The following is a 24,208-nucleotide window of genomic DNA, read 5'->3' on the forward strand; positions in this document are numbered from 1 at the left end:
ACTAACTACCCACTAAAAACTAGTACAGAGGAATATTAATGACAGCGTTGAGAAACAGGACTTTCGCCGTTGCGCTTAGCTCACTTATTACATTACTGATGGCATCTCCCGCATTTGGCTGGGGTCAAACCGGCCATCGGATTACCGGTGCTATTGCACAGCAGTATTTAAGCCCATTGTCTCAAGCGGCAGTTGCAGAACTACTGCCACACGGTTCGTTAGCAGAAGCGTCAACCTATGCGGATGAAATGCGCTCAAACCCAAGCGAGTTTTGGCAAAAGATGTCTACCCATTGGCACTACGTAACAGTACCTCAAGGGAAAGACTATGCTGAAGTTGGTGCGCCTAGACAAGGCGACGCCGTTACCGCACTTGAAGCCTATACAAAGACGCTAAAAAGCGACACAGCCACTATTGAAGAAAAACGCTTAGCGCTGCGTTTCGTTGTGCACATCATTGGCGATTTGCACCAACCGCTACATGCGGGTGATGGTAGCGATCGCGGTGGTAACGATGTAAAAGTAAATTTCTTTTGGCAGAACTCTAATTTACATAGGGTGTGGGACTCTCAAATGCTAGAGCAGCGTAAACTGTCTTACACAGAATGGACCGACAGGCTTACGCAACATATTACTCCTGGCGACATTCGTAGTTGGGCAACTACAGATCCTTTGGTGTGGATTGAAGAAAGCACCAAAATCCGCGACACCATTTACCCTGAAGATGCCAACAACATGAGTTACGACTACTTATATCAGCACCTTCCAACCGCAAAGCAGCGCTTACAAATGGCAGGTATTCGTCTTGCCATGTACTTGAACGAAACGTTTGATAAGTAAGCCCTAATCGCAAACCAGCAAATTTTAGGCACAAAAAAGCGGAGACACTTTAATCAGCTGTCTCCGCTTTTTGTTACCCGAACCACATAAGTTCGCTATAGGTTTAGCTTAGTAAGCTTTAATTTACCGTATGCGTAGGCACTACTGTAAAACCTTTAGTCAATATCAAGAGGTTCTGGTGAAAGAATAACGCCTGTGCTGTCAGCATAAAGGTGATCTTCTGGCAGGAAGGTAACGCCACCAAAATTAACCGGTACGTCTACATCGCCAATGCTTTCGCTTTCCGCATTAACGGGAATAGCCGCTACCGCTAACACGCCAATATCTAGTTCGGCTAAGTTATCTACTTCACGTACACTGCCGTAACACACGATGCCTTCCCAGTCGTTGTCTATTGCCACTTGAGCAAGCGCTGCATCGAACAAGGCACGACGCGTAGAACCACCACCATCAATCAGCAGAACTTTGCCTGCACCAGGTTGAGCCAATACACGGTCGATAAGACCACGGTCTTCGAAACACTTAATCGTGGTGATTTCGCCACCAAAAGAATAACGGCCGCCAAAGCTTGCGAAGATAGGGTCAACTACGTCGACGCTGTCTGCAAATAAATCGCACAATTCAGAAGTGTTGTAATCCATTGCTCTACCTTACTTTAATTGAGAGTAGTAGGTTATTTACCTTGTTCTAGCATAGCATTAATTTGGTAGTTGAAAACGCCTGATTTATGAAGTTTCAGGGAAACAGCAATAACCTTTCCACTAAATAGACTGCCACGTTTATTAGCGAAGACATTTTCACCTACTTAGCACGTAACTTGCTTACCTTTTTACAAAAGACTGACTCACTACCGCACTGCACCAAATAGAAGTTTATACGTGCAGTACAGCGTGACCAACCCACCGTTTCATCTGTCATAAAGGTTTCTTTTTTCTGTCACTGGTTGGTCACAGAATGCTTTTAAATTGTTCAATAATCAATCGAAAGGGGGCAAGGCTAATGCTTCTTAAATCCTTGACCAAATACGATACAAATTTGTTCTATCGCTTATACAGCCTTACCGTAAAACGAGACTGTCGCAGTATCATCTGGTTGTCAAAAACCGGAGATGGATACCTTTACTTGGTTATTGGCGCCTTACTATGGGCTTTTGAACCCGAGCACGGCGAACTTTTCCTCTATACGGCGCTGATGGCATACGCGCTGGAGTTACCTATCTATGTGCTGCTTAAGAAAATGTTCAAGCGCCCGCGCCCTTGTGATTTTCTATTGGATTTAACAGCACACGTTACGCCATCCGATAAATTCTCACTGCCCTCTGGGCATACTGCTGCAGCCTGCTTAATGGCAAGTATTGTAGCGCATTACTATCCACCATTCGCGGTACTGGCATACAGTTGGGCAGCCCTAATTGGCTTGTCCCGCGTCTTGCTAGGCGTGCACTACCCATCAGATGTAGTTGCAGGTATGTTACTTGGTATCACTATCGCATCATTGAGTATTTCCATCCTGGGGTAACATGAAATTATTGTATGGCGTGCAAGGCACCGGAAACGGACATATTGCTCGTGCACGAATTATGGCAGCAGCGCTAGCTAAGCGTTCAGATGTTGAAGTAGATTTTGTTTTCACAGGTCGTGAACCAGATAAATATTTCGATATGGATGTATTTGGCGACTATCGCACCTTCACAGGCTTAAGCTTTATTACTAAAAGTGGCCGCGTTGACCGGTGGCAAACCATTAAAGAAGCCAACATCAGTCAATTTCTTAAAGACGTAAAACATTTTGATGCAAGCGGATACGATCTTCTCGTTAACGACTTCGAGCCTGTTACCGCCTGGGCAGCAAAGCGACAGCATATTCCGTCAATTTCAATTAGCCACCAAGCCGCATTTTCTTATGATGTGCCAAAATCTGGCGACACCATCATTGATAGGCTGCTGATGAAAAAATTCGCCCCTACCGACCTTCAACTAGGCGTACATTGGTTTCACTTTAATCAACCGATTATTCCACCTTTTGTGGCAGAAAAACCTGTATCAGTTCCAGGTAAGGGCCATGTATTGGTTTACTTACCATTTGAAGATGTAAGCGATGTTCAGCAAATGCTAGAGCCTTTGAGCGACCAACAATTTCAGTGTTTCCACCCAGATATTAGCGAAATTAAGGACGCAGGCCACATTCAATGGAACCCGACGTCGAAACAACATTTTCAGCGTGCACTACAACATTGTAACGGCGTTATTGCGAACGGTGGTTTTGAACTTTCAAGCGAAGCCTTACAACTCGGTAAGAAACTACTTATTAAACCCCTTCATGGGCAATTTGAGCAGCTGTCGAATGTATTAACACTTAATAAGCTCGACCTTTGCCACACCCTATTTCAGCTTGATACCGATATTGTTGAAGAGTGGCTAGAAGCGGCAGACATAGAGGCCATTCAGTTCCCAGACAACCCTGATGTATTAATTGATTGGCTGAAAAAAGGTGACTTGCAAGATACGCAGAGCCTATGTAATTCACTGTGGAAAGAGGTTCGCTACGGCGATAAAACACAAGAACGCTTATTGTCTCTTGCATTTTAATCACGCAATGCGATGATAACGGCATTTATTGTCGTATTCGCGGGATTTTTCGTGCTTAAGAAGTGGGTTTTAGTTACATTCGCAGCCATTCTACTCAGTGGTTGTGGCTATAAAGGGGCGCTGTATATTCCACAAGCGCCAGAACAAACGACGCCTACTGAAAAGCCAGACGAAACAGCGTCTTCACCAAACACGCAAAGCCAACCCGCCTCCACACCAGGAGAATCTCACTAGTGGATTTTTTCGCTTATAAAAACGGCCAGCTTTTCGCTGAAGATGTTGCCGTTGCAGATATTGCTGCACAGTACCAAACCCCTGTTTATGTCTATTCACGGGCAACGTTAGAACGTCATTGGCATGCCTTTAATGATGCAATTGGTGAGCACCCTCACCTTATTTGTTATGCAGTAAAAGCCAATTCAAACCTAGGTGTACTCAGTACATTAGCCAAAATTGGCTCTGGTTTTGACATTGTTTCTGGCGGTGAACTTGCACGTGTTATTGAAGCCGGTGGCGATGCCAGCAAAGTGGTTTTTTCAGGTGTAGGTAAAAAAGCAGACGAAATTCGTTACGCGTTAGAACAAGGCATTATGTGCTTTAACGTAGAATCTGAGCCTGAATTGCATCGTATTAACGCGGTAGCAGAATCCCTTGGCAAAAAAGCGCCTATTTCGCTTCGCATTAACCCAGATGTAGATGCAAAAACACACCCCTACATTTCAACAGGATTGAAAGCAAACAAGTTTGGTATTGCCCGTGAACGCGCATTGCAAACCTATGAACTTGCCGCATCACTTCCTTACCTGAACGTAGTCGGTATGGACTGCCACATTGGTTCACAATTAACTGAAATTGGCCCCTTTGTTGATGCACTAGAGCGGTTATTGCTGCTTATTGATGAATTAGCCGAGCGCGGTATTACCATTGATCACCTAGATGTTGGTGGTGGTTTAGGCGTAACTTATAACGATGAAGAACCACCTCATCCGAAAGCTTACGCTGCTGCGATGGCAGAAAAAATGGTAGGTCGTGAGAACCTTAAGCTTATTTTAGAGCCCGGTCGCGCGATTGCCGCAAACGCGGGTATTTTGGTTACGGAAGTCGAGTTTATTAAAGAAGGTGAAGAGAAGAGCTTCGCTATTGTTGATGCCGCTATGAATGACCTGCTTCGTCCTGCTCTTTACTCTGCATGGCAAAATATCATCCCAGTAAAACAAGAAAGTACTGCCACAGCACGCAATTATGATGTTGTAGGCCCGGTATGTGAAACCGGTGATTTCATTGGTAAAGACCGTGAACTTGCTATTGAACCAACCGACCTATTAGCAGTGCGAAGTGCCGGTGCGTATGGCTTTGCCATGGCATCGAACTACAATAGCCGCTGCCGTCCAGCAGAGATTATGGTAGATGGTGATGACACAATTGTGGTGCGTGAAAGAGAAATTCTAAAAGATCTCTGGAAAGGTGAGCACAAACTTACGTAAACTAGGGTTAAACTCATAATAAAGATGCGCGGTTAATGCAGGTTCAGTTTTCAAAAATGCACGGTCTGGGGAACGACTTCATGGTGATTGATAATGTCACCCAGAACGTCTTTTTCTCGAAAGACAAAATACAGCAGTTAGCAAATCGAAACTTCGGTATAGGTTTCGATCAATTGCTTATGGTTGAACCGCCTTACGATCCTGAACAAGATTTTCACTATCGCATTTTTAACGCTGATGGCTCTGAAGTAGAACAGTGTGGTAACGGTGCGCGCTGCTTTGCCCGTTTCGTAAAGCAAAAAGGCTTAATTAACCGCAATAAAATTGTGGTGAGCACCAAAGCCGGAAAAATGGTGTTGTACTTGGAGAAAGACGGCCAAGTTACCGTGAATATGGGCAAGCCCGAATTCGAACCGGCTAAAATTCCACTTAAAGCGAACAAGCAAGAAAATACCTATATATTACGGGTAAACGATAAAACCTTGTTTTACGGTGCCGTATCTATGGGTAACCCACATTGCGTCATGGAAGTGGAAGATGTAGATACCGCTTCCGTTAAAGAAATTGGTCCACTCGTTGAACGCAATGAACGCTTTCCAGAAGGCGTGAATGTGGGCTTTATGCAAATTATTAATGAATCGCACATTCGATTGCGCGTATTTGAACGTGGCTCGGGTGAAACCTTGGCATGTGGCAGCGGAGCATGCGCAGCAGTTGCAATCGGTCAGATTCAAGGTAAATTAAGCAAAGATGTTCGGGTAGATTTGCCCGGAGGCAGTTTACGGATCCGTTGGCCAGGCCCAGATAATGTATTAAAAATGACAGGGCCCGCCGACCATGTGTACGACGGACATATAAATTTATGAGTGAATTATCAGGACAAGCTAGCGCATCGTCGGTAGTAGAAGTGTTTTCAGGCGACAGCGATGTTTCCTCAGAGCAGGTTCGCGCTTTTTTGTTAGAAAACCCTGATTTTTTTGCTCAACATCCCGAACTACTCGAAAAACTCAAAATTCCTCATTCGCATAAAGGCAGCGTCTCGCTGGTTGAAATTCAAAGTGAGCAATTGCGCAAAAAAGTTCGCCAGTTGAATTATAAGCTTACGCAACTGGTGAGCATTGCTAAGCAAAACGAAAAAATTTACCGCGTGTACACCGACCTAAACGTACAACTGCTGCGTTGCGAAAGTGTGGCAGAAGTTCAGTTCACCCTTGAAGATGTATTGCAAGAACGCTTGCAGTTATCTTCTGCAGTGATAAAAAGCTTCAAAGGCCCTCACGCCATACCTGAATTACAGCGCAGGCTATTTACTGAAAAGCGCTTTAAAACGTCGAACTTCTTTTTCGGGCGATTATCGCAGCATGAACGTCAGTTATTGTTCGGTGATAGCAGCGCAGAATCTGTTGCACTCATGCTATTAGGCGACAACCAAGATATCGGTATTTTGGGTATTAGCAGTAGTGACGCAAGCCATTTCACCCCTGATATGGACACCTTGTTACTACAACAACTACAGCAAGTGCTTAATATTATTTTGCCTGAGATGATGGGGTACTAGTTTTCGTGACAACGGAAACTACGCTTAGCGAACCCTGTCATCTGTGGCTTGAAAAATTCCTGCTTCACCTACAAGTTGAACGAGGGTTATCCCCCCTAACCATTAGCAACTACCGCAGACAACTCACCAGCATCGCCGTTACTTTAGGGCTTTATGAATGGTCGGGAATGACGCCCTCTGATGTAAAACGTGTAATGGCCGCAGCAAAAATGGACGGGCATAAACCGCGTAGCATTGCATTGCGACTGTCTGCCTTGCGTACCTTCTGCCAATACCTGATTGAAAACGAACAGCTTTTCAGCAACCCCGTGGAAGGTATTCAAGCGCCCAAACAGGGCAAGCCATTACCTAAACAGCTTAGCGTTGATGAAATGCAGCAACTGTTGGCAAGTGAACAAGCCGCCAGCGGCGATACGGATGAAGGCATTATTTGCCGCGACGTTGCCATGTTTGAATTGCTCTATGGCTGCGGACTTCGATTAAGCGAACTAACGGGTTTGAACTTAAGTGACTACCCGAAAGATGGCACCATTAAAGTGACGGGTAAGGGCAGTAAACAGCGTATTTTGCCCCTAGGACGACAAGCGCAAAAGGCGCTACATGCTTGGCTTAAAGTGCGTCCCGCTTATGCTTCACCCTACGAGCCCGCTATTTTTGTTAGCAAGCGTAAAACCCGCATTTCAAATCGCCAAGTGGCCAATCGGCTTAATCAAATGGCTGAATTGCAAAGCCTTAGTCAGAAAGTTAGCCCCCATAAACTGCGCCATTCTTTCGCCACCCACGTATTAGAGTCGAGCGGCGATTTACGAGCGGTGCAAGAATTATTAGGCCATGCCAATCTATCTACCACGCAAGTGTACACCCATTTAGATTTTCAGCATTTAGCCAAGGTTTACGATGCCGCGCACCCTAGAGCACACAAAAAATAATCCTCTTTTGAAAATAGGCCTTTAACTATTATGCAGTTCTTCAGAGCCATTAATTCCGTGAAGGCAATGACCTTCGATCTTGATGACACCTTATATAATAACGAACCTATTATTCGCCAGGCAGAAGCGGCCTTAAATGCGCATTTAAAGCAGCATCACCCTAAAGCAGCTGCCTTACCCCCCTCTCACTGGCAGCAACTAAAGCACGACGCAATTGTAGCCAATCCTACTTATTCATCTGATATGGGAAAGTTGCGTTTAGCAGTGTTAAATGCGGCATTGATTCACGATATTCCAACCCACGATAGCCACGCATTAGAGGCTGCTGTGCAAGCATGCTTCGACTGTTTTTACCATGCTAGAAGCGAGTTTGAGTTGGCTGATGAAGTGCATAAAACTTTATCGATTTTAAGTGAAAATATGACACTAGTGGGTATTACTAACGGCAATGTAAACGCCGACCAAATAGGCATTACGCCTTATTTCGATACCATTTTACATGCCAGCACTAGCCGCCCTATGAAGCCTTCACGGGCTATGTTTGATGAAGCAGCAAGCTTTATAGGGGAAGCGCCCAAACATATATTGCACGTGGGCGATAACATTATTAAAGATGTGTATGGGGCGATAAATGCAGGGTTTCAGTCGGCGTGGTTTGCATGCAATCGAGATATGCATCTACCCCGAGAGAGAGCGTCTGTACTCCCTCACGTGGCACTAGATTCGTTAGACGAGTTAGCTTACTTCTTATAAATAATGCAGTAAGTAGCGCTGGCTCTTTTGGTATGTAATCTTAAAGTACTAGCACTTAAGGCTTTTGCGAATAAGGCTGGTTGTCTTCCAATACGTTTTGACGCATAGAATCGCAAGGGCGCTGGCATACCGGGCGCCCAACTACTTTTGCAGGTACACCCACTACAGTAACGTGAGGTGGAACGTTGTCTAGCACAACACTACCTGCGCCCACTTTAGACCCTTCGCCAATTTCGATATTGCCAAGAATTTTAGCACCCGCGCCAACTAACACGCCTTGGCGAATTTTAGGGTGACGGTCACCCGACTCGTTACCGGTTCCGCCAAGGGTTACGCTTTGCAAAATAGACACGTTGTCTTCTATAACCGCAGTTTCACCCACTACAATACCGGTGGCGTGATCGAACATCACGCCTTTGCCTATTTTAGCGGCAGGGTGAATATCTACGCCGAAGGTAGCCGAGTTACGGCTTTGTAAGAACAAGGCGAGTTGATGTCTACCATGCAACCACAAGTAGTGCGCCATACGGTGAACTTGCACGGCATGAAAGCCTTTAAAGTGCAGCAATGGCACTAAGAAGTCATCTACTGCCGCGTCTCGAGCACGAATCGCGTTAATATCTGCCATTGCCGACTCACTAATCGACGGCTCTAACAAGTAGGCCTCATCGAACACTTCACGAATGGCAATAGCTGGCATCACTTCATCAGCCATTTTGCTTGATAATATAAAGCTTAACGACGACTCAAAATTATGATGGGCTGAAATGCAGGCGTGAACATAGCTTGCTAATAGCGGCTCGCTTTCTGCCACAGTTTGCGCTTCTTTTTTTAACGATAACCAAAAGTCAGTCGATGGAGAGAGTGCGTGCATGAGGCAGTTCCTGTAAAAGTAAAGTTCAAACCCCGTTTGAAAACGGGTAAACGGCGCAAGATGGTAAAAGGCCTAGATTCTCGTAGGCAGCTTAATGGCTCGAAGTGTACATGAGCCGCCATAAAAACAACACCTACAGAGTACGCTTCAAGCGTGAAAATTGTTCAACTTATCGATAACCCGCCTTTGAATACAGCCGGTATCACCTCAACAGGGCTAAATTCACCGCAAAAGTTACGCCTTAGCCACTAAGCTTCATCAAACAGGCCTGTATAAATTCACAGTCAGCTGGCATAATGTTGCAGCATTGAAACTACACAAATTAGGTTGACCATATTATGGATGTATCCCGACTGCTTGACGAGCTTAACGATAAACAACGTGAAGCGGTAGCAGCCCCTCTTTCTAACGCCCTCATATTAGCTGGCGCAGGAAGCGGTAAAACTCGGGTGTTAGTGCATCGCATAGCATGGTTAATGGAAGTGGAAAATATTGCCCCGTTTTCCATTTTGGCCGTAACCTTTACTAACAAGGCCGCAAAAGAAATGCGTGGCCGAATAGAATCGTTAATGGGCCGTGGCCTACACAATATGTGGATTGGTACATTCCATGGATTAGCCCACAGGCTGCTTCGTGCCCACCATGCAGAAGCGAATTTGCCTGAAAACTTCCAAATACTTGATTCAGACGATCAATACCGTTTAATCAAACGTATCTTAAAAGCCATGAATTTAGACGAAAAGCACTGGGTGCCCCGTCAAATTCAGTGGTATATCAACGGTAATAAAGACGAAGGTTTACGTCCTCAGCATATTGAAACCCACAACGATCAAACACAACAAAAAATGCGTGAAATTTACGCCGCGTATCAAGACGCGTGCGACCGCTCAGGGCTTGTGGATTTTGCCGAGTTGTTGTTACGTGCTCACGAGCTTTGGGCTAAAAACCCCGAAGTACTCGCCAACTACCAGCGCCGCTTCCGCGCTGTATTAGTAGACGAATTCCAAGATACCAACAACATTCAATACGCGTGGCTACGCATGTTGTGTAGCGGCAATCAAAACAACATTATGATTGTGGGCGATGACGACCAATCTATTTACGGCTGGCGAGGCGCGAATGTTGATAATATTCAGCACTTCTTAAAAGACTTCAATAACCCCACAACCATTCGATTAGAACAAAATTACCGTTCTACTGGCACCATCTTGAAAGCCGCCAATACGGTTATCGATAATAACACCGGCCGATTAGGCAAAGAGCTTTGGACAGACGGCAACGATGGCGAGCCTATTTCTGTTTATGCTGGGTTTAACGAATTAGACGAAGCCCGTTTTATTGTGTCGAAAATTAAAGACTGGCTGAATCAAGGCAATGCGCTAAAAGACACCGCGATTTTATATCGCAATAACGCCCAGTCGCGGGTATTAGAAGAAGCCTTGCTTCACCAAGGGACACCATACCGCATTTATGGTGGTCTTCGATTCTTCGAACGCCAAGAAATTAAAGATGCACTTGGCTACCTTCGCATGATGAATCACCCTCATGACGATGCCGCCTTTGAACGTGTGGTGAACACACCTACTCGCGGCATGGGTGAGAAAACCCTCTCACAAGTACGAGAAGCCGCCAGAACACATAATTGCTCTATGTGGCAGGCTAGCCAACTGCTTATTAACGAAAACGCACTCAAAGGCCGTGCACTTAACGCCCTTCAAAGTTTCGTGCTGTTAGTGACCGAGCTTGAACAAGCTACCGTAGACGAGCCATTAGAGAAACACGCCGATGTGGCCATTAGGCAGTCAGGTTTATACGCCATGTATCAAGCCGAACGAGGCGAAAAAGCCCAAGCGCGCTTAGAAAACTTGGAAGAATTGGTTACCGCTTGTAAACAATTTACGGTACCTGATGAAGCGGAAGAAATGACGCCACTTTCAGCCTTTTTAGCTCACGCCTCGTTAGAAGCGGGTGAAACCCAAGCAGGTACCGATCAAGACGCCGTACAGATGATGACCATTCATACTGCGAAGGGCCTAGAATTTCCTATGGTGTTTATGGCCGGTGTTGAAGAAGGTATGTTTCCAAGCCAAATGACCAATGATGAACCTGGTAGAATGGAAGAGGAACGTCGCTTATGTTACGTGGGCATGACTCGCGCCATGGAAAAGCTGTATATTACTTACGCGGAAAGCCGCCGTTTATACGGGCAAGACAAATATCACACAGCTTCTCGCTTTATTCGTGAAATTCCTGCTGACTGTGTTGAAGAAGTAAGGCTCAAGTCTACTATTTCTCGACCGATACATAACCGATTCAGCCAAGCAACATCACATGCCTCTTTTGAAGAGACCGGCTTTCAGTTGGGCCAAAAAGTGGCTCATCGCAAGTTCGGTGAAGGAATTGTATTAAACTACGAAGGCAGTGGTGAACACGCTAGGGTACAAGTTAATTTTGACGAATTTGGTACAAAATGGCTCGTTCTCGCCTATGCTAAATTGGAAAAAGCATAGTCATCTGGCAAGAAGCCTGAACCCAAGTAGAGAAATATGCCACAAAACGTGCTGGTGATAGAAAACAGCGATAAAAACTTAGACGTTGTATCAAAACTCGTCAGAAAATCAGGGTTAACCCCTGTTGGCGCTCACTCATTAACGGAAGCGAGCGCACGTTTTGCGCTTATGATGCCAGAGAGTTTTTTGTGCGCCATTGTTGCTCATAACTTACCGGATGCCCCGAATGGCGAAGCCATCGACTTCGCTATTGACGCCTTCATTCCGGCCATCGTTACTACCGATACGTTAGAGGCGAAAACCCGAGATAAGGTATTAGAAAAAGACGTCGTTGATTATATTCCCAAAGAAAACGCACAAAATTACGATTATTTAAGCCGTTTACTGTTTAGGTTAGAGAAGAACAAATCTACCGGTGTTGTGGTAGTGAGTACCCACCGTTCATCTAGACGAAAAATGCTATCACTACTTTATCGACACAACTTTGTGGTTTACGACTGCCCTACTGCCAGCGATGCTATGAGCATATTGGCTGAGCATGCGCATATCAGGTTGGTTATCACCGATAACGCGCTTCCAGATATGACGGGCACGCAGTTTATTTCAGGCCTGCGTAAAGCCTTTTCAAAAGAGCAGTTAGCCATTATCGGGCTAGCAAGCGACCAACGCCCGCTTATGTCTGCGCATTTCATAAAAAGCGGCGCGAACGACTTTTTGCATTTACCTTACTGTCATGAAGAGTTTTTATGCCGCGTGATGCAGAATATTGAATATATCGAAAGCGTGGAAGCCATTCGCCGCGCTGCCAATACGGATTATTTAACAGGGCTGCCTAATCGCCGTCATTTCTTTTATACCGTTACCGTGCAGTATAAGAAGCTACCTGAGCAACATGCGTTAGCGCTTATCGACCTTGATCATTTTAAGCGCATTAACGATACCTACGGGCATGATGCGGGCGATCTTGTGCTCAAAGCAGTAGCTAACCTATTGCAAGTGCATTTTAACGATACGCTGGTTGCACGTTTTGGTGGGGAAGAATTTTGCGTTTACTTGCCTAAAATCGACATTTATAACGCACAAGAGCGGTTAACCAGATTCAGAATGGCATTAGAAAAATTGCCCATTCAACTGGGCGAAGACACTGTGAAGGTAACCTGCAGTATTGGCCTTTGCAATACACCGACGCAAAATATCGAAACCTTGCTAAGTAGCGCTGATAAGCTTTTATACAAAGCAAAAAATGCAGGTCGTAATCAAGTTACCCTTAACAGTGAAACTCAAGAAGTTTGAGTTTCACTGGTTTCCTTCGCCGCCTAAAGCGATGCCTTTTGGGCTTTTCGCTGTTTTTTGTAGGCGATAAGAGAGTCGACACTAAATACTGCCAGTGCTAACCACACAAAGCCAAAGGTGATTAGCCTAGCTTCATCTAACGGCTCATCGTACAAGTAAACCGCCAACACAAACATGAGCGTTGGCCCTATGTATTGCAAAAAGCCTAAGGTTGAATACATGATACGCCGTGCCGCTGCGGTAAAGCATAACAAGGGGGCAGTGGTTACAATACCGGCTGCTAAAATAAGCATGTTTAAACTAGCGTCGTTATTGAAAAGGTTGCTGAATTCTGATCCAAATAGCAGCCAATAGCCTAAAGCCAAGGGTGATAGCATTAAGGTTTCGATGAAAAGGCCCGGCAAAGAATCTACCGCGACTTGCTTGCGTAAAATGCCATAAATACTAAAACTGCCCGCCAATACAAGTGCAATCCAAGGCACATGACCGTAAGAGAAAATCAAAATAGCCACGCCCACGATGGCTAATACCACCGCCACTCGCTGAAACGTTCTTAGCCTTTCACCTAGAAAAAGCCGCCCAAGAAACACGTTAATAAGCGGATTGATGTAATAACCTAAGCTTGCATCCAGTATGTGATCGTTATTCACTGCCCAGATGAACAGTAGCCAGTTGGCGCCTAATAAAATGCCAGCGACCAATAACACCTGCATCACCTTTTTGTTGCGAAAGGCAGCCATGACCTTGGGCCACTGATTTAACGCCGCAATTAACCCCACAAGCACTAATACCGACCAAATTATCCGGTGCATTAAAATTTCTGCTGCCGGCAGTACAGTAAGCTGTTTAAAGTAGATTGGCGCTATGCCCCACATGGTGTAGGCCGCAATGGCAAAAATCACTCCGACTTGAGCAGCACTGGCTTGCTGAGCGCGCATAGTTAACTATCACTTTTTAAGGCTGAAAAAAGGCGCATAGTGTTCATTACCTTGCCTAAAATAACAAGCCTATAACGCCCAGAATGGGGTATTTTTCGATAAAGTTTGTTTAGGTAAATTTAGGTAAGTAACCTACTTAGATTTCCAGCTACAGCAGAAACAGCGTACCCAAGCCTAAGAAAGCAACAAAGCCTACAATATCAGTTACTGTGGTAAGAATAACCGAGCCAGAGAGCGCTGGATCTATCTTTAGTCTGTCTAAAATAAAGGGCACAAACACACCGGCAAGGGCTGCAGCCACAATATTAAACAGAATGGCGAGACAGATCACCATGCCAAGTAGCGCATCGGCAAACCAGAAATAGGCCACTATGCCTATTACTAACGCCCATATCACGCCATTTAGCCCCCCGACTTTGAGCTCTTTCATCATAAGCGCACGTAAGTTGGCTGGGGTTACCTGTCCTAGTGCCAACCCGCGCACAATCAGCGTAAGGGTTTGGCTGCCTGCTATACCGCCCATACTGGCGACCACAGGCATCAGTACCGCAAGGGCAACCACCTGCTGCAAGGTAGCTTCAAACAGCCCGATAAACCAAGACGCTAAAAATGCGGTTAGCAAGTTGATACCTAGCCACAATGCACGGTTTCGCGCGCTTTTCGCCACAGGTGAGAATAAATCCTCGTCTTCATCCATACCTGCTGAGGCCATCACTTGGCGTTCGTAAAACTCATTCATTAACTCACTGGCCGAAGCTATATCTAAACGGCCAATCAGTTTGTTCGATTCGTCCACCACAGGTAGTGAGGATAGCCCCGAGCGCTGCACTTGTAATGACGCCGCGGTAGATTCATCGGTGCCCACTAGCATAGTGACATTTTCTTCTGCCATGCTAATCAGTGAACTGTGTTCTTGCGCTGAAAAAAGACGATGAATTTTCACCAGTGCCGTAAATTGACCTGAACGGTTCACTAAGTAAATACTATCGCAGTGCTGAGGTATGTCTCGTCGCAAAAGCCGTAAGCCTTCTTTCACTTTTGCATTAGCTGGGAGTACGAGTAATTCATGATTGACCCAGTGACCTACTTGTTCATCGGGGAACTGAGTTGCTTCGCGGAAGTATTTACGCTCTTGGCTATCTAGTGCCTCGTAGGCAACATCAACTAATCGAGTGGGTAATGAATCAAGAAGTTCGAGTAAATCTTCTGCGTCTATGTCAGCAAAAATAGACGCCCACTCGTTATGGGGCGTGGCGTCGATGAGAATTTCACGAGGGTCGCTTCGCATTTCCACCAGCACGCTAAGCTTGCGGTCACGTGGAATGCCTTCCCAAACGACAAGACGTCGCTCTAGGGGTAACGATTCTAATAAGGAGGCAATGTAGACAGTATCCTGCCCACTTAATGCGGTAAGAATAGACGCTGGGTCATCACCCATACCATCTGTTACAAACTCTTCGATAAGATCGGGTAATGGCTCCGCCACTCAACACCTCCAAAATACGTTTTCTACCGGCTACCCCAACATATAGGTACCCGTACCAAAGGCAATATGATCGCCTTTTTCGTTGTGAAGCTCCATCCTACAAACCGCCAGCTTAGCGCCCCCGCGAATTACCTTGGCCGTAGCGATGAATTGCTCACCACGACCTGGCCGTAAATAATCAACGCGCATATCTACGGTGCCCATTTTCGGTAAACGGGTTTGCAAGCTTGCTAGGTCGGCATCGTTAGTTCGTTTAATCGCTTCAATAATAGCGACCAAGCCGCCTATGGTATCTAGCATAGTGGCTGTTACGCCGCCATGAAGAATTTTTTGCAGTGGATTTCCGGTTAAGGCTTCACGCCAAGAAACATGAAGTTCTATGCTGTCACTTTCTAACCCTTCATTCGAGCGAATGAACTCTAGCCCTAATAACTGGTTAAACGGCATAGTATCACGAAATAAACTAATAACATGTGCAATCATATCGTTGCGGCTAGGCATATTTTTATTGTCTGAAATGCGCATATTGCATCCTTTCTTATGAGTGGCATTACTTCGACGTTAGCCTACTTTAAAGGGCTGCACTGTTTTTATTTGTTATACCTTTTCATATGACTTCTGAATTTTAGTCCAGTTTTTGCGTTTGTTTCGTGAAGAACGATGGAAAAACGCGTAAAATCCCCCGCCATGACTACTGTAATTGCCGACACCACTATTAGTTCTCCCGTTTGTGATGCGCTAACCCCTGAAAACGTTTTAAAAAATGTGTTTGGGTACGACGAATTTCGCGATGGACAAGGAGACGTCATCCACCATGTGTGCAAAGGTGGAGATGCACTTGTTTTGCTACCTACCGGTGGTGGAAAATCAATGTGCTACCAAATACCAGCGCTGATCCGCCCGGGTACCGGTATTGTGGTGTCGCCGCTTATCTCGTTAATGCAAGATCAAGTAGAACAGTTAAAGGCCTTAGGGGTAAAAGCCGCTTACCTGAATTCAACACTTAGTCAGGAAGAGCAAGCCAACATTTCCGAGCGACTGGTATCTAACCAGTTAGACTTGCTGTATGTATCTCCTGAACGCTTGCTTCAATTTGGCTTTCAGCAAACTCTTCGTACTACTGATGTCGCCTTGTTTGCTATCGATGAAGCGCACTGCGTGTCCCATTGGGGGCACGATTTTAGGCACGACTACCGTGCCCTCGGCCAGATTAAAGCCCGCTTTCCTGATATTCCTGTTATTGGGTTAACGGCTACAGCTGACATCGCCACGCAAGGTGATATTCTCACCCAATTACAACTTAATGAACCCTTGGTTTATAAAGGCAGTTTCGATAGACCGAATATTCGCTATCGGGTGATGTCAAAGTACAAAGCCTTTGAACAAGTCGTTACCTACGTTAAACAACAAGAAGGCAGCGGGATTATTTATTGTAATAGTCGCGCCAAAGTAGACGACTTACATGCCAAGCTATTCAAGCAAGGTTTTCGCTGCGCGGCTTATCATGCGGGTATGGATGCCGATGAACGAGAACTCGTACAGCGCCAATTTTTGAACGATAAAATTGATATTGTGGTGGCCACCGTCGCCTTCGGCATGGGTATTAATAAGTCGAACGTGCGTTACGTTGTGCACCACGATGTACCTCGAAGCGTTGAAAGCTACTATCAAGAAACAGGGCGCGCAGGACGAGATGGCCTTGAATCAGAAGCCATGCTGCTGTTCGACGAAAAAGATGCAGCGCGGGTACGTCAATGGATAGAACAAGGTGAGCAGGCCGATAGAAATGCCATCGAACTTCAAAAGTTTGCGGCCATGGAAGCATTTTCTGAAGCGCAAACTTGCCGTCGACAAGTACTGCTTAACTATTTTTCGCAGTTTAGTGATAGTGCCTGTGGCAACTGTGATATTTGCCTAGACCCACCCACCATGATTGACGGCTTGGTCATTAGCCAAAAAGTGCTTTCTTGTATTCTTAGGCTTTCGCAGCAAGCATCTACGCAGTATCTTATTGATGTACTGCGCGGCAAACAACTAAAGCGCTTGCAAGAAGCCGGGCACCACCAGCTTTCAACGTATGGCATTGGTAAAGACAAGTCAGACAGCTACTGGCACAACATGATTAACCAGCTTATTCATAAGGGGTTAATTAGGGTAGATATTACCGCTAACGCAGCGCTTCGATTAACCGAAGCGGCACGCCCGGTGTTGAAGGGTGAAGTGGCGGTACAACTCGCGGTACCTAGATTAGAATTCAAACCAGATAAAAAGGCCAAACAAGCACCGGCTAACTACGACCGCACTTTATTTATGCGCTTGAAGCACTTACGTAAAGTACTAGCAGAGGAAAACGAAGTGCCGCCGTATGTGGTATTCAGTGATGCTACGCTGGTAGACATGGCCGCTAAGCTACCGACCACCCGCGACACTATGCTAGATGTCAGCGGCGTAGGCCAAACCAAACTATCCCGCTATGGCGACGCCTTTATGCAGCTGATAAACGATTACATTCATCGCGAGCAGTAGCGGCAGTACTTGATTAGCTCTAGCGTGTCGCATTAGGCATATGCGTACTCGCCGCCTTTTTCTAGCGCTTGCTTATACGCAGGCCGTGCATGTACCCGTTTCACGTATTCCCGAATAGCAGGGAAATCTTTGGCATTCCCACTTGCCACTAATGACTCTAGTGGGAATATCATTTGTACATCAGCACCCGTTGGTTGTTCACCTGCAAACCACGTGTGATGAGCAAGGTAAGACTCTACGTAGCGCAAGCTCTGGGCTAAGTTCGGCCCATAATAGGCATTCAAAATACCATCAATTAACTTGTTCGTAATGGGTTTAATAAAAAAAGGCTTAGCACCTTTTTGACGGGCTTTTTCCAGCACTAATCTGGCTACCAAGGGTGGCATTAGCGAGCCTTCAGCAAAATGTAACCAAAATAAATACTGCTGCAGATTTTCACCACTCTCTGGAGAGGTAAAGCTTGTTTGCCCGTATTTGCGTACTAAATACTCAACAATAGCACCGGACTCAGCAATAGCACCCTCTGGGGTAGTCAGTACAGGCGAGCGACCTAATGGATGAACTGCTCGCAACGCATCTGGTGCAAGATTAGTGGTGCTATCTCGCTGATAATGTTCAATATTGTAATCAACGCCTAGCTCTTCCAATAGCCATAAAATACGTTGAGATCGAGAATTATTTAAGTGATGTAACGTGAGCATAATGCTTCCTTTAGACCCAAATAAGGCCGTTTTTTATTATTGCTGGCTTGCGTCTTTTATACACCCTTTGTAGAGGGGAAGTTTAATTTTAATCTGTGATAAGTTGCACTGTGTCTCACTGATGTAAATGACACTTTTATTAGCCCTCACATTTTGCTACTTTCCGCCCTATAGATTGTGACACGCTATCGGGAAACAAGTAACAAATGGGTTTATTAAATCGTTATGCTGAAACCCTATCGGAACTGGGTAGTTTTGTACTTCCAGCCCCGCTTAAAGACATGCGAGTTGGCTTGTTTAACACTACGCTAGCTAAGGAGCTTGCGCTTCCAGAGCCCTTGATGCAGTCTCAAAGCCTGCTTGATTGGCTACACTCCCCTGTTACGCCCCTTACACAACGGGCATTTGCGCAAAAATACGGTGGTCATCAGTTTGGTCAATGGAACCCTGAATTAGGCGATGGACGAGGGCTACTTTTAGCCGAAGTTATCGATTTAAACGCGCAGCCCCAAGATCTTCACTTAAAAGGAGCCGGCCCGACGCCCTACTCTAGGCACGCTGATGGGCGAGCCGTACTGCGTTCTACCCTAAGAGAATATATTGGCGCTGAGGCACTGCATTATTTAGGTATTCCTTCTAGCCGTTCGCTGTGTCTTTTTACCAGTGCTGATACCATATACCGAGAACGCGCCGAAACCGGTGCCATGATGATAAGAACAGCCCCTAGTCATATACGCTTTGGTCACTTTGAATATTATTTTTATGCTAGCCAAACTGATAAGCTACAACGCTTGCTCGATTTTACCATTGCGCATCATTTTGCCGAATGCAAAGAGGCGACAAACCCTTATGCAGCGTTACTAGGCGCGGTAGTAAGGCGTACCGCTAGATTGGTCGCGCTGTGGCAAACCCACGGTTTTGTACATGGGGTAATGAATACAGATAATATGTCTATTCATGGCATTACCTTTGATTATGGCCCATTTGCCTTTTTGGATAGCTACGAGTCTGGCGCGGTCTTTAATCACTCTGACCATCAAGGCCGTTATGCCTTTAATCAACAGCCGAGTGTGGCCCTATGGAATTTAAACGCGCTGGCTCATGCCTTTTCAGGTCATTGCTCGGTAGATGAAATAAAAGCCGCTTTATCTACCTTCGAGCCCAATTTCATTTCACAATATCAACACCTGATGCTCTCTCGTATGGGTCTTGAGACTAGTGAGCAAGAACAAAGCCTTGCGCTAATGCAGTCATGGCTACAAATACTTGAAACCGAAAATCAAGATTACACTTATAACTTTCGTCAGTTGGTATTAGCAGATGTAAGCAGTATCCAGTGTCCTTTTCGCGATACATTCGTTGACCGAGAAAAACTAGATGTATGGTGGGAAAGCTACCGCCAACTGCGTTTAGCAAGAGAAGAAGACACTGAGCTCTTGTCGCTAAACCCAACGGTTATCCCTCGCACGCATTTGCTTCAACAGGCAATTGAATTGGCCGAAAAGGGTGACTTTTCACTTTCTGAAGCCTTGTTAGAAGCTACAAGCACCCCCTTTGATACTAAATGGGACACGCATCCATTTTCAAAGCCACCTTCATCATCGAGACACACGAGCTTGTCATGCAGCAGTTAACTATTCAAAACATTAAAGCTTCAGCGAAAATAAACGGGCAATCTCTGTTTATCGATACGCCACTTCCCGCTACGCCTTTAAAAACTCAGCAGTGGGAGCAAACCTTCTGTTCACTTTTTAATTTAACGGCAACGCATCAAGAGTGGGGAGCCGATCGCTATCAAGTTACGTTGAGCAACGGCGGCTTCAGCTGCATGTTATTTATTGAGTGGCTCTGTGAAGCCATTTGGCTTGAACCAATAGGAAGTTATGAAAATGCGCAAGACCTGTACGACTATCTATTTAATGAAACGTGAATGACTTTTCATCATTCTTTTCATTATTTCTTTCCCCAAAATCAGAATCTTCCGTTACTATTAGTTTACTGATCTTTGAGAATTTACGTTAATAAGGTAGCTATGCCATTCACAAGAAAAGGAATGTTGGCATTCTTCATTGCTTGTATCACCTTATGTACATGGGCGTTAAGTGACGCCATCCAAAATTCAGCTGTCGCGTCAGAGCTTACCATTGACCAGTCTTTTCGTGTTGCCACTATTAACGAAAGCAGTTCGTTTTTTGTCGCACACAAATCAATGACGTATTTAGATGTACTTCACCCGTCTAGCCCCTTAACCAGCAGTATTCCCCTTGATAGAAATAATAGTCGACTGTGGATTTCTAATGAATTGAGGAACGAGGGGTTTAGTACTATTCCCCTCGTGCTAAATATCGACAGGCTAAATATTAACGACCTGCAAATTTACCTGCTTGATGGTAATGCACGAATTATTAAGTCTTACCGTTACCAAGCGGGTAAAGGGGACTTTTCATTAAAAAAACCCTTCTCTGCCATTCGTCTAAACTTCTCACTCACGCCACAAGAAAATGTCAGGCTTGTTATTGGTGTGTATGACGATGGCCTTCGTTATTTCCCTATATCACTATGGGAAAAACAAGCGATTCAACAATACGATGAAACCATGCTGATCTTACTTGGTATCGTGCTGGGAATGCTCACGGTATTAACCGGCTACTTCCTGCTGTCATATTTATATCAGCGCACCCCAGCTCGGTTCTGGCTAGCAGTAACCAATTTTGTCTTATTTGCGCTGTTTTTTATGGCGCAAGGCGGGCTCGCGACATGGCCTTCTTTAACCAACGCGAGCGAAATAACCTTTGCTGTGCTCATTAGTCTTAGTTTTGTAACACTAGCTAAAGTGACCCACAGTTTGTTTTCTCCCATTCCATTAGTGCTAAGACTACTTAGCTTTGCACTCCCTATTGGTATGGCTATCGCGGCGGTGGCAACAAGCGCATACGACGCGACCCGCATCCTTTTTGCCGCCAGCCCTTTTATTGCTGCTTATCATATTAGCTTAGCGTTTATTTTTAAGGATAAACAAAACCTCGCATCCAGCCGGCTGTTCGCCTTCGCCTGGGTGTTCGTATTCATGCTGTATGCTGTATTCGTAAAAATCGCCTTCGACGATGCCTTTTACACCGCGCCCATTGTCATGATTATTTTAACCCTACTGACCTTGTCTTTGCTTTGCATTGGCTTTGCTGTTGAATTAAAAGAGCAAAACGTGAGCAGGCTACAATTGTCTGAAAGTGAAGCTACTATTAGTAGCCTTCATCACTTTTATGATTTGTTTAGAAATTCCAGTGAAGGTCTATACACCTCAACCTTAGACGGTGAATTAAAAACGGTTAACCCTGCCATGTGTGCCCTCTTTGGCTATCCAGATGAAGCGAAAATGTTAGCCCAGGTGAAAAACACCAAGCAGTTTTACGCCAACTCAGAAGACCGCGACGTATTGGTAGGAGAGCTACTTCATAGCGGGCAGGTAGCGGCGCGGGAAATTAAAGGTATGCGCGCCAACGGCAGTGCATTTTGGTTTTCTATATCTTGCCAAGTACGAGAAAACGACAATGGTAGCTTTTTGTATGGCTCTATTATCGATGTAACCGAGAAAAAGCAGTCAGATACTAGCCTACAATTTATGGCTACTCACGACTCGCTAACGGGGGTTTATAATAGACGACAGTTTGAAACTACGCTTACCGCTAGGCTAAGCGAAAAGTCTCCCATTCCGCCGTGCGTGCTGTATTTGGACTTAGATCGCTTTAAAATTGTTAATGATACCTCTGGTCACAAAGCCGGCGATGCCCTGATTAAAGACATTGCCCACTTGCTAGAAAAGTCACTTCCCAATGAGGCAATGCTGGCGCGTATCAGCGGCGATGAGTTTGGCGTAATATTTGAAAATCAGCCTGAAGAACAAGCTTATTTGCAGGCAACCACATTGTTAAATGCCGTTCAGGCTTACCGCTTTTCTTGGGAAAACCGTATTTTCAGCTTAGGGGTTAGCATTGGTATGGTAGTGTGTACCGACCCAGATGCCAGTGCCGAGCAATACATTTGCATGGCTGATGCCGCCTGTTATTACGCTAAAGATCAGGGGCGTAATCAAATTCATAAGTACAGCAAAGACGATGAAAGTACGCTGCGCTACCAAAATGAGCTTGATTGGGTAAACAGCATTCATTCGGCATTATCAGAAGACAGATTCCTACTTTACTACCAGCCGCTTAGACCATTAAGCCGACCTAATGACGGCCATTATTATGAAGTACTTCTGCGTATGAAAGAAACCGACGGTCGCATTGTTGAGCCCGCCGCATTTTTGCCTACCGCTGAACGTTTCGAGATGAACGTTAAAATAGATAAATGGGTCATTGTTAATACCTTTAGTTGGCTAAATGAGCACCCCGAGCATTTGGCTGAATTAAAGCGCTGTAGTATTAATTTAAACTGCCATTCCTTAGCCGACAGAGACTTTAAGCTCTTCGTGCTAAATGCGTTTGAACGTTACAACATTCCGTACGATAAAATTTGCTTCGAGATGATTGAGTCTGTCGCGATTATTAAAATGGAATACACCATCGACTTCATGCGTACCTTCCATCGTTTGGGCTGCTCCTTTGCATTAGACGATTTCGGCAGAGGGTTTGCGTCATACGGTTATTTGAAACATCTACCTGTAGATATTGTCAAAATTGACGGTACTTTCATTAAAGACATGCGAGCAGATCCTGTTGATGTGGCTATGGTGTCTTCCATTAAAGATGTGGCAAAAGCCTTAGGAATGCAGACCGTAGGTGAATTTGTAGAGTCTGATGCCACTATGACGCAGCTAGGTAATATGGGCATCGATTTCGCCCAAGGCTACGGTGTAGCTGAGCCCGCTCTGCTTGACGACTTCAAACCGTTATAACCTAAAACCGATTAGGCTATGGTATTGCTACACTTTAAAAGGGGTATATTGTAACATTCGCGGATTAATGAATGGGGAGCTGTACCTGTCTTAAGTCCTTGTAAAAGGCAAGAACACCCCCACATAACGCTTATGATCCAGGTGTAGAAGTAACATGAGCAGCAAACAACCTAAATACGAATATGTCAGTTCCGCAAAATTACCTACTCGTCATGGTAATTTTAAAATCCATGGTTTCGTTGAAACCAGTGGACAGGAGCACGTGGCGCTTTCCTATGGTGAATGGAAAGAAAACGATGTGGTACCCATCCGCATTCATTCTGAATGTCTAACGGGAGATGCCCTTTTCAGCACCCGTTGCGATTGTGGTTTTCAGTTAGAAAAAGCCATGCAGAACATTGCCGAAAATGGTTTTGGCGTTTTACTTTATCTTCGTCAGGAAGGTCGAGGTATTGGGTTACTGAATAAAATTCGCGCTTATAATTTACAAGATAGCGGCATGGATACGGTTGAAGCCAATGAACATCTAGGTTTTGATGCCGATTTACGTAGCTATGATATTTGTAAGCTAATGCTCGATACCTTAGCTGTGCATCGCGTTGAGTTGATGACCAATAATCCTAAGAAGCTAGCGGCATTAAAATCGTTAGGCATTGATGTAGTGGCACGTAAGCCTATCGATCACGGTATTACGGAAGACAATAAGAACTACATCAAAACCAAGACTGAAAAGCTTGGTCACGCATTCGACCCCCACTCTTTCAAATAAGTCACTTTTCCATTCAATCTATTCCAACCTGAATGACAATAATTCAGGTTGGTTCAGGTTACGTTAA

At 45.2% G+C, this 24,208-nt stretch carries 22 protein-coding genes; 16 read left to right on the top strand and 6 right to left on the bottom strand.

From position 1 onward, the window contains the following. Positions 1 to 38: 38 nt before the first annotated feature. Entirely contained in the window at positions 39 to 839 is an 801-nt protein-coding gene (locus tag J8L84_RS01440; RefSeq protein ID WP_211069129.1) for a S1/P1 nuclease, read from the top strand. 155 nt (positions 840 to 994) lie between these two features. Here J8L84_RS01440 and rraA read toward each other — a convergent pair whose 3' ends face one another. After that, positions 995 to 1,480: a ribonuclease E activity regulator RraA gene (gene rraA, locus J8L84_RS01445; protein ID WP_057794700.1), complete on the bottom strand. Its 486-nt coding sequence runs from the start codon at positions 1,478 to 1,480 to the stop codon at positions 995 to 997. 358 nt (positions 1,481 to 1,838) lie between these two features. Between rraA and J8L84_RS01450 the strand changes: the two genes are divergently transcribed. The 8 genes from J8L84_RS01450 to J8L84_RS01485 are packed head-to-tail and all read left to right on the top strand — an operon-like array spanning position 1,839 to position 8,150. Then, the gene (locus J8L84_RS01450) at positions 1,839 to 2,357 is read left to right on the top strand and encodes a phosphatase PAP2 family protein (RefSeq protein WP_057794702.1); all 519 of its coding nucleotides are present in this window, start codon (positions 1,839 to 1,841) and stop codon (positions 2,355 to 2,357) included. A 1-nt stretch (position 2,358) separates the two neighbouring features. Continuing rightward, positions 2,359 to 3,426: an MJ1255/VC2487 family glycosyltransferase gene (locus tag J8L84_RS01455; protein ID WP_211069130.1), complete on the top strand. Its 1,068-nt coding sequence runs from the start codon at positions 2,359 to 2,361 to the stop codon at positions 3,424 to 3,426. A 51-nt stretch (positions 3,427 to 3,477) separates the two neighbouring features. Continuing rightward, on the top strand, positions 3,478 to 3,660 hold the full coding sequence (locus J8L84_RS01460; protein WP_231517502.1) for a lipoprotein: 183 nt from the start codon (positions 3,478 to 3,480) through the stop codon (positions 3,658 to 3,660). Next, positions 3,660 to 4,910 carry a diaminopimelate decarboxylase gene (gene lysA, locus J8L84_RS01465; RefSeq protein WP_211069131.1) on the top strand — a complete coding sequence of 417 codons (1,251 nt, stop codon included), beginning with the start codon at positions 3,660 to 3,662 and terminating at the stop codon, positions 4,908 to 4,910. Before J8L84_RS01460 ends, lysA begins: the two co-directional genes overlap by 1 nt. Positions 4,911 to 4,945: 35 nt before the next feature. After that, entirely contained in the window at positions 4,946 to 5,776 is an 831-nt protein-coding gene (gene dapF / locus J8L84_RS01470) for a diaminopimelate epimerase (RefSeq protein WP_211069132.1), read from the top strand. Further along, a complete protein-coding gene (locus tag J8L84_RS01475; protein ID WP_159528001.1) occupies positions 5,773 to 6,468 on the top strand; it encodes a DUF484 family protein in 696 nt (231 codons plus the stop codon). Before dapF ends, J8L84_RS01475 begins: the two co-directional genes overlap by 4 nt. 5 nt (positions 6,469 to 6,473) lie before the next feature. Continuing rightward, on the top strand, positions 6,474 to 7,397 hold the full coding sequence (locus J8L84_RS01480; protein WP_211069133.1) for a tyrosine recombinase XerC: 924 nt from the start codon (positions 6,474 to 6,476) through the stop codon (positions 7,395 to 7,397). Positions 7,398 to 7,427: 30 nt separating this feature from the next. Continuing rightward, a complete protein-coding gene (locus J8L84_RS01485; protein ID WP_211069134.1) occupies positions 7,428 to 8,150 on the top strand; it encodes an HAD-IA family hydrolase in 723 nt (240 codons plus the stop codon). 55 nt (positions 8,151 to 8,205) lie between these two features. Here the strand turns inward: J8L84_RS01485 and cysE are convergent, their stop codons facing one another. After that, positions 8,206 to 9,024, bottom strand: a complete 819-nt coding sequence (gene cysE, locus J8L84_RS01490) for a serine O-acetyltransferase (RefSeq protein WP_013785921.1) — start codon at positions 9,022 to 9,024, stop codon at positions 8,206 to 8,208. Between the two features lie 338 nt (positions 9,025 to 9,362). Between cysE and uvrD the strand changes: the two genes are divergently transcribed. Further along, a complete protein-coding gene (uvrD, locus tag J8L84_RS01495; RefSeq protein WP_211069135.1) occupies positions 9,363 to 11,534 on the top strand; it encodes a DNA helicase II in 2,172 nt (723 codons plus the stop codon). A gap of 36 nt (positions 11,535 to 11,570) precedes the next feature. After that, positions 11,571 to 12,827 carry a diguanylate cyclase gene (locus tag J8L84_RS01500; protein WP_211069136.1) on the top strand — a complete coding sequence of 419 codons (1,257 nt, stop codon included), beginning with the start codon at positions 11,571 to 11,573 and terminating at the stop codon, positions 12,825 to 12,827. A 23-nt stretch (positions 12,828 to 12,850) separates the two neighbouring features. Here J8L84_RS01500 and rarD read toward each other — a convergent pair whose 3' ends face one another. The 3 genes from rarD to J8L84_RS01515 all read right to left on the bottom strand — a co-directional run bounded on the left by rarD (position 12,851) and on the right by J8L84_RS01515 (position 15,776). Beyond that, entirely contained in the window at positions 12,851 to 13,765 is a 915-nt protein-coding gene (rarD, locus tag J8L84_RS01505; RefSeq protein ID WP_211069137.1) for an EamA family transporter RarD, read from the bottom strand. A gap of 148 nt (positions 13,766 to 13,913) precedes the next feature. Further along, on the bottom strand, positions 13,914 to 15,251 hold the full coding sequence (locus tag J8L84_RS01510; RefSeq protein ID WP_211069138.1) for a magnesium transporter: 1,338 nt from the start codon (positions 15,249 to 15,251) through the stop codon (positions 13,914 to 13,916). A 30-nt stretch (positions 15,252 to 15,281) separates the two neighbouring features. Further along, complete coding sequence (locus J8L84_RS01515; protein ID WP_211069139.1) at positions 15,282 to 15,776, bottom strand: thioesterase family protein; 495 nt, start codon at positions 15,774 to 15,776, stop codon at positions 15,282 to 15,284. Positions 15,777 to 15,938: 162 nt separating this feature from the next. On the opposite strand from J8L84_RS01515, the gene recQ reads away from it, so the two are divergent. Next, a complete protein-coding gene (gene recQ, locus J8L84_RS01520; protein WP_211069298.1) occupies positions 15,939 to 17,777 on the top strand; it encodes a DNA helicase RecQ in 1,839 nt (612 codons plus the stop codon). A gap of 32 nt (positions 17,778 to 17,809) precedes the next feature. On the opposite strand, the gene J8L84_RS01525 is transcribed toward recQ, so the two are convergent. Then, entirely contained in the window at positions 17,810 to 18,478 is a 669-nt protein-coding gene (locus J8L84_RS01525) for a glutathione S-transferase (RefSeq protein ID WP_211069140.1), read from the bottom strand. Positions 18,479 to 18,684: 206 nt separating this feature from the next. Here J8L84_RS01525 and J8L84_RS01530 point away from each other — a divergent pair, with 206 nt between their 5' ends. The 4 genes from J8L84_RS01530 to ribA all read left to right on the top strand — a co-directional run bounded on the left by J8L84_RS01530 (position 18,685) and on the right by ribA (position 24,141). Beyond that, positions 18,685 to 20,112, top strand: coding sequence for a protein adenylyltransferase SelO (locus tag J8L84_RS01530; protein ID WP_211069141.1), 1,428 nt, complete (start codon positions 18,685 to 18,687; stop codon positions 20,110 to 20,112). Further along, positions 20,100 to 20,408 (top strand): DUF3630 family protein, encoded by a 309-nt coding sequence (locus tag J8L84_RS01535; protein WP_211069142.1) that lies wholly within the window; start codon positions 20,100 to 20,102, stop codon positions 20,406 to 20,408. Before J8L84_RS01530 ends, J8L84_RS01535 begins: the two co-directional genes overlap by 13 nt. 102 nt (positions 20,409 to 20,510) lie before the next feature. Further along, on the top strand, positions 20,511 to 23,372 hold the full coding sequence (locus J8L84_RS01540) for an EAL domain-containing protein (protein WP_247670486.1): 2,862 nt from the start codon (positions 20,511 to 20,513) through the stop codon (positions 23,370 to 23,372). Between the two features lie 154 nt (positions 23,373 to 23,526). Beyond that, positions 23,527 to 24,141: a GTP cyclohydrolase II gene (gene ribA, locus J8L84_RS01545; RefSeq protein WP_211069143.1), complete on the top strand. Its 615-nt coding sequence runs from the start codon at positions 23,527 to 23,529 to the stop codon at positions 24,139 to 24,141. Positions 24,142 to 24,208: the final 67 nt, after the last annotated feature.

Origin of the sequence: Alteromonas sp. MMG017, from assembly GCF_018100795.1 — a bacterium.
In the GTDB taxonomy this organism is placed as follows: domain Bacteria; phylum Pseudomonadota; class Gammaproteobacteria; order Enterobacterales; family Alteromonadaceae; genus Alteromonas.